The organism is Streptomyces sp. 142MFCol3.1 (genome assembly GCF_000424945.1).
GTDB lineage: Bacteria > Actinomycetota > Actinomycetes > Streptomycetales > Streptomycetaceae > Streptomyces > Streptomyces siamensis.
This window is the reverse complement of the sequence record NZ_AUKV01000037.1, coordinates 1-13,746: the sequence shown is the minus strand read 5'-3', so window position 1 is coordinate 13,746 and position 13,746 is coordinate 1. Positions and strand designations below refer to the sequence as shown.

The 13,746-nt window shown below is 69.0% G+C and carries 15 protein-coding genes and 1 pseudogene; 9 read left to right on the top strand and 7 right to left on the bottom strand.

Going from position 1 to position 13,746, the window contains the following annotated elements:
* Positions 1-211 precede the first annotated feature (211 nt).
* The gene (locus H305_RS0137220; protein ID WP_028804926.1) at positions 212-865 is read left to right on the top strand and encodes a TetR/AcrR family transcriptional regulator; all 654 of its coding nucleotides are present in this window, start codon (positions 212-214) and stop codon (positions 863-865) included.
* A gap of 459 nt (positions 866-1,324) precedes the next feature.
* Here the strand turns inward: H305_RS0137220 and H305_RS55330 are convergent.
* The 5 genes and pseudogenes from H305_RS55330 to H305_RS0137200 form a co-directional block, all read right to left on the bottom strand.
* A pseudogene (locus H305_RS55330) lies at positions 1,325-1,451 on the bottom strand (protein phosphatase); the annotation flags it as partial.
* 462 nt (positions 1,452-1,913) lie between these two features.
* The gene (locus tag H305_RS0137215; protein ID WP_037766580.1) at positions 1,914-2,339 is read right to left on the bottom strand and encodes an SsgA family sporulation/cell division regulator; all 426 of its coding nucleotides are present in this window, start codon (positions 2,337-2,339) and stop codon (positions 1,914-1,916) included.
* A gap of 520 nt (positions 2,340-2,859) precedes the next feature.
* Entirely contained in the window at positions 2,860-3,189 is a 330-nt protein-coding gene (locus H305_RS0137210; RefSeq protein ID WP_028804924.1) for an NIPSNAP family protein, read from the bottom strand.
* A gap of 40 nt (positions 3,190-3,229) precedes the next feature.
* On the bottom strand, positions 3,230-3,652 hold the full coding sequence (locus tag H305_RS0137205; RefSeq protein ID WP_028804923.1) for an SsgA family sporulation/cell division regulator: 423 nt from the start codon (positions 3,650-3,652) through the stop codon (positions 3,230-3,232).
* Between the two features lie 244 nt (positions 3,653-3,896).
* Positions 3,897-4,310, bottom strand: a complete 414-nt coding sequence (locus H305_RS0137200) for a hypothetical protein (protein WP_028804922.1) — start codon at positions 4,308-4,310, stop codon at positions 3,897-3,899.
* An 808-nt stretch (positions 4,311-5,118) separates the two neighbouring features.
* Here H305_RS0137200 and H305_RS0137195 point away from each other — a divergent pair.
* The 8 genes from H305_RS0137195 to H305_RS0137160 all read left to right on the top strand — a co-directional run bounded on the left by H305_RS0137195 (position 5,119) and on the right by H305_RS0137160 (position 12,600).
* Positions 5,119-5,337: a ferredoxin gene (locus H305_RS0137195; RefSeq protein WP_028804921.1), complete on the top strand. Its 219-nt coding sequence runs from the start codon at positions 5,119-5,121 to the stop codon at positions 5,335-5,337.
* Positions 5,334-6,737 carry an NAD(P)/FAD-dependent oxidoreductase gene (locus H305_RS0137190; RefSeq protein ID WP_028804920.1) on the top strand — a complete coding sequence of 468 codons (1,404 nt, stop codon included), beginning with the start codon at positions 5,334-5,336 and terminating at the stop codon, positions 6,735-6,737. The genes H305_RS0137195 and H305_RS0137190 overlap by 4 nt, the downstream gene beginning before the upstream one ends.
* 60 nt (positions 6,738-6,797) lie before the next feature.
* Complete coding sequence (locus tag H305_RS0137185; RefSeq protein ID WP_028804919.1) at positions 6,798-8,066, top strand: cytochrome P450; 1,269 nt, start codon at positions 6,798-6,800, stop codon at positions 8,064-8,066.
* A 23-nt stretch (positions 8,067-8,089) separates the two neighbouring features.
* A complete protein-coding gene (locus tag H305_RS0137180) occupies positions 8,090-9,136 on the top strand; it encodes an NAD(P)-dependent alcohol dehydrogenase (RefSeq protein ID WP_028804918.1) in 1,047 nt (348 codons plus the stop codon).
* Between the two features lie 111 nt (positions 9,137-9,247).
* Positions 9,248-9,703 (top strand): transposase, encoded by a 456-nt coding sequence (locus H305_RS48195; protein WP_234021382.1) that lies wholly within the window; start codon positions 9,248-9,250, stop codon positions 9,701-9,703.
* Positions 9,704-9,735: 32 nt separating this feature from the next.
* Complete coding sequence (gene pcaC / locus H305_RS0137170; protein WP_028804917.1) at positions 9,736-11,031, top strand: 4-carboxymuconolactone decarboxylase; 1,296 nt, start codon at positions 9,736-9,738, stop codon at positions 11,029-11,031.
* A gap of 33 nt (positions 11,032-11,064) precedes the next feature.
* Positions 11,065-11,700, top strand: coding sequence for an MBL fold metallo-hydrolase (locus H305_RS0137165; protein WP_028804916.1), 636 nt, complete (start codon positions 11,065-11,067; stop codon positions 11,698-11,700).
* Positions 11,701-11,820: 120 nt separating this feature from the next.
* Positions 11,821-12,600, top strand: a complete 780-nt coding sequence (locus H305_RS0137160) for an exodeoxyribonuclease III (protein ID WP_028804915.1) — start codon at positions 11,821-11,823, stop codon at positions 12,598-12,600.
* Positions 12,601-12,630: 30 nt separating this feature from the next.
* Here H305_RS0137160 and fdxA read toward each other — a convergent pair whose 3' ends face one another.
* Both fdxA and H305_RS48190 read right to left on the bottom strand, forming a co-directional pair.
* Positions 12,631-12,951 carry a ferredoxin gene (fdxA, locus tag H305_RS0137155; RefSeq protein WP_028804914.1) on the bottom strand — a complete coding sequence of 107 codons (321 nt, stop codon included), beginning with the start codon at positions 12,949-12,951 and terminating at the stop codon, positions 12,631-12,633.
* Positions 12,920-13,746: thiamine pyrophosphate-dependent enzyme (locus tag H305_RS48190; protein ID WP_051371396.1), on the bottom strand; the 827-nt coding region annotated here is incomplete at its 5' end. The genes fdxA and H305_RS48190, both read right to left, overlap by 32 nt.

The following is a 13,746-nucleotide window of genomic DNA, read 5'->3' as shown; positions in this document are numbered from 1 at the left end:
GGCGCGCTGCTCAGGTCGATGCCGTGGCGCCGTACGGAAACATACGCCGTATGGAATTGGTACCGTACGACGTATGGAAACGTGAAGCAAGGCCGGTCGCCCTGGTGAGTGCTGTGATTCAGGTCATTTTCATACGGCGTACGAAACTGATACCGTACGAGGTATGGAAAAGAAGGTGAGGCGTCCCCCGCGGGGAACGAGGAAGAGGGACGTGCCTCTGACCGAGGCCGGGATCTACGCCGCCGCCCTGCGGCTGATCGACGCGGACGGTGTCGAGGCGCTCACCATGCGCAAACTCGCCACCGAGCTCGACGCGAACCCGATGTCGCTGTACCACCACGTGCCGAACAAGGAAGCGGTGCTGCGTGGCGTGACGAGAATGGTCGGAGCGCAGTTCCGCACCGTGACACTGGAGGACGCTCCCTGGCAGGAGCGGATCCGTCTGCTCGCTACAGACTTCCGGACCCTGGCGCACCGTCACCCCAAGCTGCTGGCTTACTCGTTCAGCCACCAGCCGGACTTCATCCAGCCCGACGACCCGTTCTGGACCGCCCTCACCGCCATCGTGGCCGCTGCCGGTGTGCCGCAGTCAGAGGTCTCGAAGATCGCCGCGCTGATGGTCGCCGTCGTCATCGGCGTCCTCACCGCAGAACTAAACGGCGCACTCCACCAGTGGTCGACCCTCAAGCCCCACGGCCCTGAAGCCGACGAAGACGGGGCCACGGACGCACACCCTGGCTCTACGGGTGCGGCCCCCGAAGGCCCTGACCAGGACCACATGTTCCGCCTCGTGATGGACACGCTGATCACGGGCCTGGAAAGCCGCCTCACCGCCGGTCGTGACGGCCGGCACGCCGGCCATTGAGCCAGTCAGCCTGAGAGCTGCGCCCCAGGCACTGGCGGCTGAGGCGCACCCGCAGTCGGGCGATCTCAGGCTGCGACACACGGGAGCCACCCCGTCACATCGGTGAGACCGCCCGGTGGGGTGGTTCCACATCCAAGCTCTACACGGCAGCCGTATGCCGACGCTGAACCGTGAAATGACCATGGTCGTTGGCTTGTTCCTGGTCTCCCTCCTGGAGGGGAACCGTCGGCCTCGTCGAGCTGCCGACTCCAGCAGTACCCGGCCTCACCGCTCGCTGGGGCTGCCGCCACAGCCAGAGCCGCAGGACGATCTGGCTCGAGCAGCGCATCGAACGTCGTTCCTACTGAGCCCCCGAGCTCGTGGTCGACGCATCCGCTCACCGCAGAGCTCCGTCCGTCGTCGCGCCTACAGGGAATCTCATGCCGGGGATCCAGCGGACTCCTTTTCGCTCAGCTCGGCTCAGACCGTCTTGACGTGGCGGACGTGCCGCGTTCCCCAATGCTCGGCGAACTGAGCGACCAGGAGCAGACCCCGTCCCCCCCTCGTCGTAGGTGCGGGCCCGGCGCAGGTGAGGTGTCGTGCTACTGCGAGATCTCTTCATCGGGCAGCCGCCCGTCCCAGTAGCCGTCCATGAGCCGAGCAGTTCAGCAGGCTCGGCCAGCACTCCGGCTGACCGCAACTCGGCCGTCGTCCACCAGTGGGCCTGCGGGGCGAGCGCGAAGCGGACAAACGGCGGCCAGACTTCCGCTGCAGGGCGCACCACGACGACGTAGACGCCTTCAGATGCGTCCCTGCGGCAGAGCCTGCCGATGAGTGGCGAGCTACGGAGCGCGGGAAGGTGGGCGACGCGACGCAGGTAGCGGGTTGCCGCGTGGCGGCTGGTCTCACCGGGGCGGGTCGGCCGCGGAGTCGCGGCGAACATCCTGACCGAGGCTTGCTTCGGCCCGACCGTCCTCGACGCCACGACTGCTGACAGCCACTCACCATTGCGGTGAACACCGAGGCGCAGACGTCCGTGTGCCTGCCTCAGGTCGCACCCTGACAGGACTCACCTTTCGGCGAGGAAGTGCGCCAGCAAGCGGTCGAAGTCGCTGTGGTCAAGCTCGGCCCCCCGGGGCACCACTGCCTCCGTTTCCTGCAGGAACGCCTTGAATTCCTGCGCTGGGGCCTTGAGCAGGGCCGTACCGGACGGCGGGTTGAGAAGGATGTACAAGTCGCGGCAGCCCTCCTCGCCGGTGGGCCAAATGCGAACGTCTCCCTCGCCGGCGGGGCCCTCCAGGCCGTCGATCAGCAAATCGCGCCCGATGATCCATTCCACCGACTCGTCGCTGTCGACATCGGTGGCGAATGCGGCATGGACCACGTAGGGATCACTCGGCTCGTACCGCAGATTCATGATCACGGGCAAGGTCGTCGCATACACGCCGACAAGCTTCACAGGTAGGCCCTGGATCAGGGTTCTCAATGACTTCATTGGGTCTTACTCCTGGTGCTTCGAGTCATCCGGGGAGCGCCATCGGAAGGGCTGTCGTCGGATTCAAAGGGGCTGCACAGAGACGCGGTTACTGCGAGGACCGGTGGCGGTCGGCACGAGGACACCAGCAGGAGCAGTTCTTCATGCCGTCGCACGGGCGCCCGGCCGACGGGAGCAGGCGAGGCCACTGCCGGCCGTGGCCATCACGGAGATGTGGCCAACGGTGGTTGCCGGACAAAGGGCGCCCTTGGCCTCAGCGATCGACGCTGTACCGGTCGTGGTTGTAGTGAACCGACTCGTCGCGGTCCCCACCTCGACGCCGGCCGTGGTTGCCGGGGCCCGGTCACGCAGTGCAGAGCCGTCCTTGGACCGGAACGACATGCTGTCCGAGTCCGAGGAGATGCACATGACCGCACAGGCGCCCGCCACTGGTGGGTCGTCATCGACGACACCGGAACCACCATCGCAGGGCCGCCGGATACCGGCCCTGCTGGCCGTGTCACTCGTCGCAGGCCGACCGTCAGCGCAAGGGTGATTCCACGGTGGGAGTCAGGAGGGTCTCGTCGAGGCCGACGATCTGGCTGATGTCGAAGCCCTCCATGTCCGCGCGGAATCCAGGACTCGACAGGTATGCCTCCAGCCGCTCCTGCACGTCGTCGGCGTCCTTGTAGGAAACGAGGGCGTACAGCCGGGGAGTGTCGCTTCCGGGCGCCGCGGGCACCGTCCAGACGCCGTGGGTGGTGATCCGGTGCTTGGCCATACCGGGGATGTGCTGGGCCCAGATCTTCTCGTAGGCGGCGAGCGCGTCGGAGCTGCGCAGGGTGTAGACGCGAAGCTGGTACTGGGACATGACTCTGGTTCCTTTGCTTCTGAGCGTGGATGGTCGGCGGTCAGCCTTGGGGGAGCAGGTGTGCCAGTTCGGCATCCCAGTCGATGAGTCCGGACTCGGTACCCCGTGGCACCAGAGCCTGGGTGTCCTGAAGGAAGGACGAGATGTCCTGCACGGGGACCTCGAGCAGGGCGGTGCCTGCGGAAGCCCCGAGGGCGATGTAGATCGACTCGTCACCCCGCCCTGCGGCCGACCAGATCCGGACGTCCGCGTGGCCTGCGGAACCCTCCAGACCATCAGCCAGAAGATCCCGTCCCAGGACCCATTCGACCGGCTCGTCACAGTCGACGAAGAAGGCGGCACGGACGACATAGGGATCAGCGGGCTCGTAGCGCAGACGTACGCAGAGGGGCAACGAGTAGACGTGCGAGACGACCAGCTGCACGGCCACCCGCCGTTCTACGGCTCTCAAGGACTTCTTCATCGGCTTCCGCTCCCGGGTATGGCTCGGCGGTGCCTCACACCGGCCTGTGGCGAAGAGGCAGCGCGGGCGGAGGCGGTACAGCAGGGCGCGGGCGCCGGACGGCACCGGCGCACCGCATGATGGGTGGCGCTGCATTCACTCGGCCGGCAGTCGGGGACGCCGCCCCCCGACCGCCGGACGGGTCCCCGCCGCCGGCAGGGACAGGGCCGAGGGGAACTGCTTGCGCACATGGCCGATACCCGTCTCACCGGTCGTCGCGGCTCAGGTCATGGTGGTGCCTGCCCCCGCCGTCGTGCTCCCAGCGGTTCCCGTCGTGACGGTAGGAGCTGTCGGACGTCCAGCCGCGTCCCTCGCCCTCCCAGCGGTAGAAGTGACCATCGCGGTAGTAGAGACCGTCGCAGTCGTGCCGGGTCGAATCGGTGCCGTGGCGGTCCTGGTGCCAGCCTCGGGTCTCGTCGCAGGAGTAGCCCCGCTCGAGCAGGTAGCCGACACCGTGGTCCCAGCTGTAGTCAGCGGTCACGGCCCCGTCGGTCGGGTGCTGGGCGTGCGCGGACGCAAGGGGCGCGGCCGAAGCAGTGCCACCGGCACCGAGGACGGCGGCACCGGCGACCGCGACGGAGGAGACAGTGAGGGCGATGCGCTTCGCGAGCTTGTTCATGATCTTTCCTTCCCGAGGGGGTGATTTGCGCCAACGGTGGTTCTGCCAGGCGATGTATGGCGCCCGGCGTGGTCCGAGCGAGCAGTTCCATACGTCGTATGGAAGCGCGCTTTCATTGTTACCATACGACGTATGGAAATGTCGAAGTGGCGAAGGTAACCGTTGACCGGCTGGCGCAAGCGCCAACAGATGTCGCTCTTCAGCGCGAGCTGCCCGTCGCCGTCCCCTCGGCACGTCGGCCGTCCTTGCCTTGGCCGCGGCGGTGTGCGTCCACTCGGCGCAAGCGCAAGCGCAAGCGCAAGCGCAAGCGCAAGCGCAAGCGCAAGCGCAAGCGCAAGCGCAAGCGCAAGCGCGAGGACGCGGTCGGGTTGGCGGGAGGGCGGCCGGAGCGGGGGCCCGGTGATCGGTGGCCTCAGCGGCCCCGAGATCGCCTCACTCCGGGGTGTGAGGGCTCGCAGTCACGGATGCGTCCAGTTCGCCGCAGAGGCGGGTTTGCGATCGCCGGAAGGCGGGACGACTATTTTTTTAGGGCGTGATGACCGGGGCACGGCCTGATGCCGGCACCGTCGATGCAGCGCCCCCATCTGGTTACGCCCACGCTCACAGCCGACAAGCGTCACCGTGAAGGAAGCGGCGCAGCGAACAGGACCGAACCTGCTCATTCGGTGCCCTGGCCGGGGCGGCCGGTGGGGCATCCGGCCCTTCGCCTGACGGGAGGCTTGAGAACCGGCCTGGGCTTCATGATCGAGGCTGCATGACTGGGTCGATGGTCGCCGTGGGGCGGAGGCAGAGGGGAAGGAGTCTGCCCATGCGGATCGTCGTGGACCTGAATCGATGCCAGGGATACGCGCAATGCGTGTATCTGGCGCACGAGGTCTTCAGGTTGAACGGCCAAGAGGCGCTCACCTATGAGCCGAACCCCGACGACGAGTGGCGCCTGCAGGTCGAGCGGGCCGCCGCGGCGTGCCCGGTGCAGGCGATCTTGATCGACCGCTCGGACGGCGCGAAGCGGGGCGAGACGCCATGACTTTGCGGGCAACGGTCGCAGAGCTGGTGCGCGAGTTTCGGGCCAGCGGGCGGATCGTCATCGTGGGAGCCTCTCTGGCCGGGCTGCGGGCCGCGGAGACCTTGCGCGAGGAGGGCTTCACCGGTTCCCTGACCATCATCGGGGACGAGCCGTACGAGCCGTACGACCGTCCTCCGCTGTCCAAGCAGGTGCTCAAGGGCTGGGTGCCAGCCGACCACACCAAGCTGCCTCGCATGCGAGAAGTGGATGCGGACTGGCGGCTCGGGGTGGCCGCCGTCGGGCTGGACCGTGCGACCAAGCAGGTGTGCCTGGCCGACGGTGAGCAGGTTCCGTACGACCGGTTGCTGATTGCCACGGGCACCCGCGCGCGGCAGTGGCCGAACCCGGACGAGGCCGTCCTGCACGGGGTGCAAACGATTCGCTCGCGTGATGATGCCGCACAGTTGCAGAAGGCGCTGGCCGAGCCGCCGTCAAGGGTGTTGGTCATCGGCGCCGGGTTCATCGGCTCGGAAGTGGCCTCGGTCTGCCGGGAACTCGACATCCCGGTGACCGTCGTCGAGCGGGGTTCGGCGCCGTTGGTCGGTGCGCTGGGCGGGGTGATCGGGGAGATTGCCGCGCAGTTGCAGCGCGATCACGGTGTGGATCTGCGCTGTGGGCTGGGCGTGTCGTCGCTCGAGGGCGACTCCGGCGGACATGTGCGGCGGGCGCATCTGTCGGACGGATCCACTGTCGATGCCGATGTGGTGGTGGCCTCGCTGGGGTCGATCCGCAACGTGGAGTGGCTGGAGGGCTCCGGGCTGGCGGCCGGTTTCTGGGGCGTCGGGTGCGACGCCGGGGGACGCGCCTTCGACATCAACGGCGTGGTCACCGACAGCGTCTTCGTGGCCGGGGACGTGGCGCGCGCCCCGCATGTGCTGTACGAGTACCAGTTCCTCGCGATGGAGCACTGGGACAACGCGGTGCTCGGCGCGCAGGCCGCGGCCCACAACATGGTGAACCTCGAGCCCCACTATCGTCCGCATCTGCTGCTGCCCGGCTTCTGGTCCGGTCAGTTCGGCGTGAACATCAAGTCAGTCGGGGTGCCCCCCTTCGGCGACGAGATCGTCTTCACCCAGGGATCCGTCGAGGAACGCCACTTCGCCGCCGCCTACGGTCGCCGGGGCCGCATCGTCGCCGCCGTCGCCTTCGACCACGGCAAGTGGCTGGAGTACTACGGGAAGCTGATCGAGCAGTCCGGTCCGTTCCCGCCTCCGCCGCCGGGCTGGGACCAGCCGCCCGACATGAAGCCGATGCCGGCCGAGTTCCCGGACCCCAGGGTCCCGACGGCGGTCCCCGACGTCGTCCTGACCGGCCACGCCCCAAGCGAGCGCACGGCCGAGTTCCGGCCGCGACATCGCTGACCCGACCGTCGGCCGGGCGAGTGAGCGGACAGCACCGACAGGAAGAAGGAGGGGAGCCCCGTGGTAGAGGAAACCCCCTGGCAGCAGGCCCTGCGCTACGCCAACCGCGCCAACCCGTACCCCTTCTACGAGGAACTGCGCAAGACACCGGTGGCACGCCAGCCGGACGGCACCTACGTCGTCAGCACCTACCGGGAAATCGTCACGCTGCTCCACGACCCCCGGGTGAGTTCGGATCCGCGAAAACGCCCCGCCCCGGCCGCGGCCCACGCGGAGGGCTCGGGGGAGCAGGCGGCCGAGCCGATCAGGGAGGTGCTGACGGAGCCGAACATCATCAGCTGCGATCCGCCCGAGCACGACCGGGACCGCCGCGCGATGATGCCGCACTTCGTCGGCCCGCCCCATGCGCCCCACCTGATCTCCGACCTGGAACCCGACATCCGCCGCCTGGTGGACGGCCTCCTGGACGACATGAAGGGCAAGACCCGGATCGACGCCGTCGACGACCTCGCCTACCCCCTGCCGGTAACGGTGATCTGCAAGGTTCTTGGCGTGCCACTGGAGGACGAGCCACGCTTCCACCATTGGATCGAAACGGCCCTGGACGCCCTGGACTTCGGCCCCGAGGCCGCCTCCGAAGAGATCCAGAGCCGGCTGGCCGGGGCCCGGCAGGCCGTGCAGGACTTCGGGCAGTTCGCAGCCGAACTACTCGACCGGTACGCCGACCAGCCCGGTCCGGGCATGCTCTCAGCCTTGGTGAACGAGGACGGCACGGAGGGAAGGATGTCCAAGGGCGTGCTCGCGAGCAATGCCCTGCTCCTGATCTTCGCGGGACACGAAACCACGGTCAACCTCATCGCCCACAGCGTGCTCACCCTGCTGCGCCACCCCGACGCCCTCGAGAAGCTGCGCCGCCACCCGGAGCTGATCGTGCCCGCGGTGGAGGAGCTGTTGCGCTTCGAGTCGTCGGTGCAGTTCTGGCACACCCGCTCAGCCGTGGAAGACATCGACATCGCCGGCACCACCATCCCCAAGGGGGCTCCGATCTTCCTGGCGTACGGCTCGGCGAACCGGGACCCGCAACGGTTCACCGACCCCGACGAACTCGACCTCGAACGCCCCGACAACCAACACCTCGGATTCAGCCAGGGCATCCACTTCTGCTTCGGCGCCCCGCTCGCGCGACTCGAAGTCCAGGTCGCGGTTGGCGAGTTCGTCCGCCGGGTGGAGAACCCCCGGCTCGTCGAGGACCCGCCGCCGTACCGGCACAACCAGATCTTCCGCGGACCACGGCACGTCCTGGTCGACATCGACGGCATCCGCGACTGACCAGACGTGTGTGGGGGATCGCCATGCGGGCTTTCCAACTGATCGGGTGGCGGCAACCGCCGGAGCTGCGCGAGGTGCCGGTGCCGGAGCCTGGGCCGGGGCAGGTCCTGGTGAAGGTCGCAGGTGCCGGTGCGTGCCACTCCGATCTACACATCATGGAGGCCCCCGGGCCACCACCCGGGCTCGCCACCGAGCTGCCCTTCACCCTCGGCCATGAGAACGCGGGATGGGTGGAGAGCCCGGGACCGGGCGTCACCGGGTTCACACCCGGGGAGCCTGTGATCGTCTACGGCTGCTGGGGCTGCGGGGTGTGTGCCAACTGCCGCCAAGGGCGGGAGAACTACTGCCAGACGCTCGGGGAACAGGGTCCGGGCCTGGGAGGTGGTCATGACGGCGGAATGGCCGAGTACCTGCTCGTCCCCGCCCCGCGATACCTGATTCCGCTGGGCAACCTCGACCCCCGCCAGGCCGCCCCGCTCAGCGACGCCGGACTGACCAGCTACCACGCCGTCAAACGGTCGCTGCACCTGCTGGGACCGGGCTCGACCGCGGTCGTGATCGGGGCCGGCGGTCTCGGCCAGATGACTATCCAGATCCTGCGCGCCCTCACCACGGCGACCACCGTCGTCGCCGTGGACACCGACGACCGCAAGCTGGAAACCGCTAAGCGCATGGGAGCCGACGAGGCGCTTGCCTCGGGGGACGAAGCGATCGCGCGCATCAAGGATCTGACGGGGCGGCAGGGCGCCGAGCTGGTGCTGGACATGGTCGGCATCGACCCGACTCTGCGGATGGCCGCTCAGGTGGCCAGGGTGCTCGGCCACCTGACTATCGTCGGCCTCGGCGGCGGAGCCCTGCCCGTCAACTTCACCAGCCTGCCGCACGAGTGCTCCGTCGCCTCCCCCTACTGGGGCACCCTCCCCGAACTGATGGAAGTGATCACCCTCGCACAACAGAAAAAGATCAGGATGCTGGTCGAGCAGTTCCCTTTGGAACGCGCCGACGAGGCGTACCAGCTCCTGCACCACGGCAAGATCCAAGGACGCGCCGTCGTCACCCCCCACGCGTGAGTCCCGACGCCAACGCGACTGATATGCGTATGCGGGGTGGTCGGGTGACGACGGACATGCACTCCACTGACGCGGCGGTGCGGTGCCCAGGCCACCCACCTGACGTTGCGTATGCTCGCCGAGCGCGTTGAGCAGCTCACCGGGCAGATCGATGAGCTGAACCAGTGCCTGACCCGGCTCGTCGAAGCCCACGCCCCACAGCTGCTCGTACCGGTGGGCATCGGCCCGGACAGCGCCGTCACTCTCCTGATCACCATGGGAGACAACCCCGAGCGGCTGAGCACCGAGGCATCCTTTGCTGCCCTTTGCGGGGTCAGCCCCATCGAGTACTCCTCTGGCCGTCGGAGCACGCGCAGGCTCAACCACGGCGGCGACCGGCAGGCCAACGCCGCCCTGCACCGCATCGTCTTCACCCGGCTGCGGCACGACCCGCGCACCCAGGCGTACCACGAACGCCGCACCCAGGAGGGCCAGACCCGACGCGAGATCGTCCGATGCCTCGAGCGATATGCCGCCCGAGAGGTCTTCAACCTGGTCAGACCGGTTTCCCGCGCCCCCGCGATATAGGGGCGTCCGTGAGACGTGAGAGGGTCTGGGGCGTGAGTGAGACACCACCGAACACCCTGCAATACCGCTTCGACGGGCCAGAAGACGCTCCGGTCCTGATCCTGGCTCCCTCACTGGGTACCACATGGCACATGTGGGACCGGCAGGTCCCCGAGCTCGCGAAACACTGGAGGATCTTCCGGTTCGATCTGCCCGGGCACGGCGGGGCGCCCGCCCACCCGGCGGGTTCGGTCGGTGAACTCGCCTGGCGGCTGCTCGCCACGCTCGACGGGCTCGGTGTGCAGCGCTTCGGGTACGCGGGCTGCGCGCTCGGGGGCGCGATCGGGACCGAACTCGCGCTGCGTCACCCGAAGCGCCTCGCCTCGCTGGCGCTGATCGCGTCCTCGCCGCGGTTCGGCACCGCGGACGAGTTCCGGCAGCGCGGAGTGATAGTCCGCACGAACGGCCTCGACCCGATGGCGCGCACCTCGCCCGAGCGCTGGTTCACCGGCGGATTCGCCGCGGCCCAGCCCGCGATCACGGAGTGGGCCGTGCAGATGGTGCGCACCACCGACCCCGGCTGCTACATCTCGTCCTGCGAGGCGCTCGCCGCGTTCGACGTGCGCCCCGAGCTGGGCCGGATCGGTGCGCCGACCCTCGTGCTCGTCGGCTCCGACGACCAGGTCACCGGGCCCGCCGAGGCGCGCACGCTGGTCGCGGGGATCCCCGACGCCCGGCTCGCGGTCGTGCCCGGCGCCTCCCACCTCGTGCCCGTGGAGCAGCCCGCCGCGGTCACCGACCTGCTCATTCGGCACTTCTCCACCGCCTGGCAGCCCGCCTTCGACTCGACCACCGGACAGATGGCGATCCCCGCCGCGCCGGTCAAGCCCGTCCTGGCCGCGCCGCAGCCCGTCGTACCCGTCGCCGAGATCGCCCCGGCCGTCGTGCAGTCCCCGGTGCTGGGCCGCCCCGACCCGTACGACGCCGGGATCAAGGTCCGCCGCGAGGTGCTCGGGGACGCCCACGTCGATCGTGCCCTGGCCACGGCCGACGAGTTCTCCGAGGACTTCCAGGACTTCGTGACGCGCTACGCGTGGGGCGAGATCTGGGACCGGCCCGGCCTGGACCGGCGCTCGCGCAGCTGCGTCACGCTCACCGCGCTGGTCGCGGGCGGCCACCTCGACGAGCTCGCCTTCCACACCCGTGCCGCCCTGCGCAACGGACTCACCCCTGCGGAGATCAAGGAGGTGCTCCTCCAGGCCGCCGTCTACTGCGGTGTGCCGGCCGCCAACAGCGCCTTCAAGGTGGCGCAGCAGGTCATCCAGGAGGAGACCACGCCCCAGGAGTGAGCTCCCGGGCCGGAGCAGGGGCAGGATGGACGCATGAAGCTCACCAAGAAGTCGCACGCGTGCGTCCGTCTGGAGAAGGACGGCCGCACGCTCGTCATCGATCCCGGCGGTTTCAGCGAGGAGGACGCCGCCGTGGGCGCGGACGTCGTCCTCGTCACGCACGAGCACGCCGACCACTTCGACGAGGGCCGTCTGCGGGCGGGGCTGGAATCCAACCCGGCGGCCGAGATCTGGACCCTGAAGTCGGTGGCCGAGAAGATCTCCGCGGCCTTCCCGGGCCGTGTGCACACCGTGGGGCACGGCGACACGTTCAGCGCGGCCGGCTTCGACGTCCAGGTGCACGGGGAGCTGCACGCCGTCATCCACCCGGACATCCCGCGCATCACCAATGTCGGCTACCTCGTCGACGGCGGCCGGGTGTTCCACCCGGGAGACGCCCTCACCGTGCCCGACCAGCCGGTCGAGACGCTGATGCTCCCGGTGATGGCCCCGTGGAACAAGATCTCCGAGGTCATCGAGTACGTCCGCGAGGTCAAACCGCAGCGTGCGTTCGACGTCCACGACGCCCTGCTCACGGACCTCGCCCGGCCGATCTACGACCGGCAGATCGGCGCCCTGGGCGGCTCCGAGCACCTGCGGCTCGCACCGGGCGGCTCGGCCGAGGTGTGAGCCTCGCCGGCCACCACGGCCACCGCCATCGCGCACTTCGCGGCCCCGCACGGGCCGACGGCCGGCTGCTGCCGCACGGCCGTCGGCCCGCTGTCGTACCCGCCGGGTAGGTTGTGAGGCATGCGCATCGCCACCTGGAACGTGAACTCGATCACCGCCCGCCTCCCGAGGCTGCTGGCCTGGCTGGAGAGCACCGGCACGGACGTGCTGTGCCTCCAGGAAGCCAAGGTCGCCGCCGAGCAGTTCCCCGTGGACCAGCTGCGGGAGCTGGGGTATGAGGCGGCCGTGCACGCCACGGGCCGGTGGAACGGCGTGGCGGTGCTCTCCCGCGTCGGCCTGGAGGACGTGGTCAAGGGCCTGCCCGGCGACCCCGGGTACGAGGGCGTCGAGGAGCCCCGCGCCGTCTCCGCGACCTGCGGACCGGTCCGTGTCTGGTCGGTCTACGTGCCGAACGGCCGTGAGGTGGGCCACCCCCACTACGCCTACAAGCTCCAGTGGTTCGAGGCACTGAAGGCCGCGGTCGCGGGCGACGCGGCGGGCAGCCGCCCGTTCGCGGTGCTGGGCGACTACAACGTGGCGCCGACGGACGACGACGTCTTCGACGTGGCCGCCTTCGAGGGCCTCACCCATGTCACCCCGGCGGAGCGGGCCGCGCTGGCCTCCCTGCGCGAGGCGGGCCTGTCGGACCTCGTCCCGCGCCCCCTCAAGTACGCGCACCCCTTCACGTACTGGGACTACCGTCAGCTCGGCTTCCCGAAGAACCGCGGCATGCGCATCGACCTCGTCTATGGGAACGAGCCGTTCGCGAAGGCCGTCACCGACTCCTACGTTGACCGCGAGGAGCGCAAGGGCAAGGGGGCGTCGGACCACGCCCCGGTCGTGGTCGACCTGGAGGTGTAGCCCCCGCGGCGGGCGCGCGGGGGAGGCACGTCACGCCGTCGGCAGCGGCGCACCGGCGACCACGGGATGGTCGTGCTCGGCCGGGCCGAGCGCGGAGGCGCCGCCCGGCGAGCCGAGTTCGGCGAAGAACTCGGTGTCGGCCCTGCGGAAGTCCGCCCACTCCTGAGGGGTGTCGTCCTCGAAGAAGATGGCCTCGACGGGGCATACGGGCTCGCACGCACCGCAGTCCACGCATTCGTCCGGGTTGATGTACATCTTGCGGGGGCCCTCGTAGATGCAGTCGACGGGACACTCGTCGACGCAGGCCTTGTCCTTCAGATCAACGCAGGGCTGTGCGATGACGTACGTCATGAGTGCTCTCCACGGTCCAGGTGTCGTTGCCGGCGAGAAGTGTGGCGAGGTCGCCCTTGCCGTTCTGTTCGATGGCGGTGTCGAGCTGGTCGGCCATCTGGGTGTCGTAGACGGGGCGGTCGACGGCGCGCAGGACGCCGATGGGGGTGTGGTGCAGGGTGTGGGGGTCGGCGAGGCGGGAGAGGGCGAAGGCGGTGGTGGGGGAGGGGGAGTGGGCGTCGTGGACGAGGATGTCGGCTTCGTTGTCGGGGGTGACGGTGACGATGTCCAGGTCGCCGGTGTGGGGGTTGCGGATGACGCCGCGGGTGTTGTCGGTGCCGAAGCGGATGGGCCGGCCGTGTTCGAGGCGGATGACGGCTTCCTGGGCCTGTTGCTGGTCCTTGAGGGCGTCGAAGGCGCCGTCGTTGAAGATGTTGCAGTTCTGGTAGATCTCGACGAGGGCGGTGCCGGGGTGGGCGGCGGCCTGGCGCAGGACGTCGGTGAGGTGTTTGCGGTCGGAGTCGATGGTGCGGGCGACGAAGGAGGCTTCGGCTCCGAGGGCGAGGGAGACGGGGTTGAAGGGGGCGTCGAGGGAGCCCATGGGGGTGGATTTGGTGATCTTGCCGATTTCGCTGGTGGGGCTGTACTGGCCTTTGGTGAGGCCGTAGATGCGGTTGTTGAAGAGCAGGATCTTGAGGTTGACGTTGCGGCGCAGGGCGTGGATGAGGTGGTTGCCGCCGATGGAGAGGGCGTCGCCGTCGCCGGTGACGACCCAGACGGACAGGTCGCGGCGGGAGGAGGCGAGTCCGGTGGCGA

What these genes read in the sequence shown, in the direction of transcription:
- H305_RS0137215 (WP_037766580.1), bottom strand. Translation starts at nt 2,339, where the DNA reads ATGAAGTCATTGAGAACCCTGATCCAGGGCCTACCTGTGAAGCTTGTC.
- H305_RS0137210 (WP_028804924.1), bottom strand. Translation starts at nt 3,189, where the DNA reads ATGTCCCAGTACCAGCTTCGCGTCTACACCCTGCGCAGCTCCGACGCG.
- H305_RS0137205 (WP_028804923.1), bottom strand. Translation starts at nt 3,652, where the DNA reads ATGAAGAAGTCCTTGAGAGCCGTAGAACGGCGGGTGGCCGTGCAGCTG.
- H305_RS0137200 (WP_028804922.1), bottom strand. Translation starts at nt 4,310, where the DNA reads ATGAACAAGCTCGCGAAGCGCATCGCCCTCACTGTCTCCTCCGTCGCG.
- H305_RS0137195 (WP_028804921.1), top strand. Translation starts at nt 5,119, where the DNA reads ATGCGGATCGTCGTGGACCTGAATCGATGCCAGGGATACGCGCAATGC.
- H305_RS0137190 (WP_028804920.1), top strand. Translation starts at nt 5,334, where the DNA reads ATGACTTTGCGGGCAACGGTCGCAGAGCTGGTGCGCGAGTTTCGGGCC.
- H305_RS0137180 (WP_028804918.1), top strand. Translation starts at nt 8,090, where the DNA reads ATGCGGGCTTTCCAACTGATCGGGTGGCGGCAACCGCCGGAGCTGCGC.
- H305_RS48195 (WP_234021382.1), top strand. Translation starts at nt 9,248, where the DNA reads ATGCTCGCCGAGCGCGTTGAGCAGCTCACCGGGCAGATCGATGAGCTG.
- H305_RS0137165 (WP_028804916.1), top strand. Translation starts at nt 11,065, where the DNA reads ATGAAGCTCACCAAGAAGTCGCACGCGTGCGTCCGTCTGGAGAAGGAC.
- H305_RS0137160 (WP_028804915.1), top strand. Translation starts at nt 11,821, where the DNA reads ATGCGCATCGCCACCTGGAACGTGAACTCGATCACCGCCCGCCTCCCG.
- fdxA (WP_028804914.1), bottom strand. Translation starts at nt 12,951, where the DNA reads ATGACGTACGTCATCGCACAGCCCTGCGTTGATCTGAAGGACAAGGCC.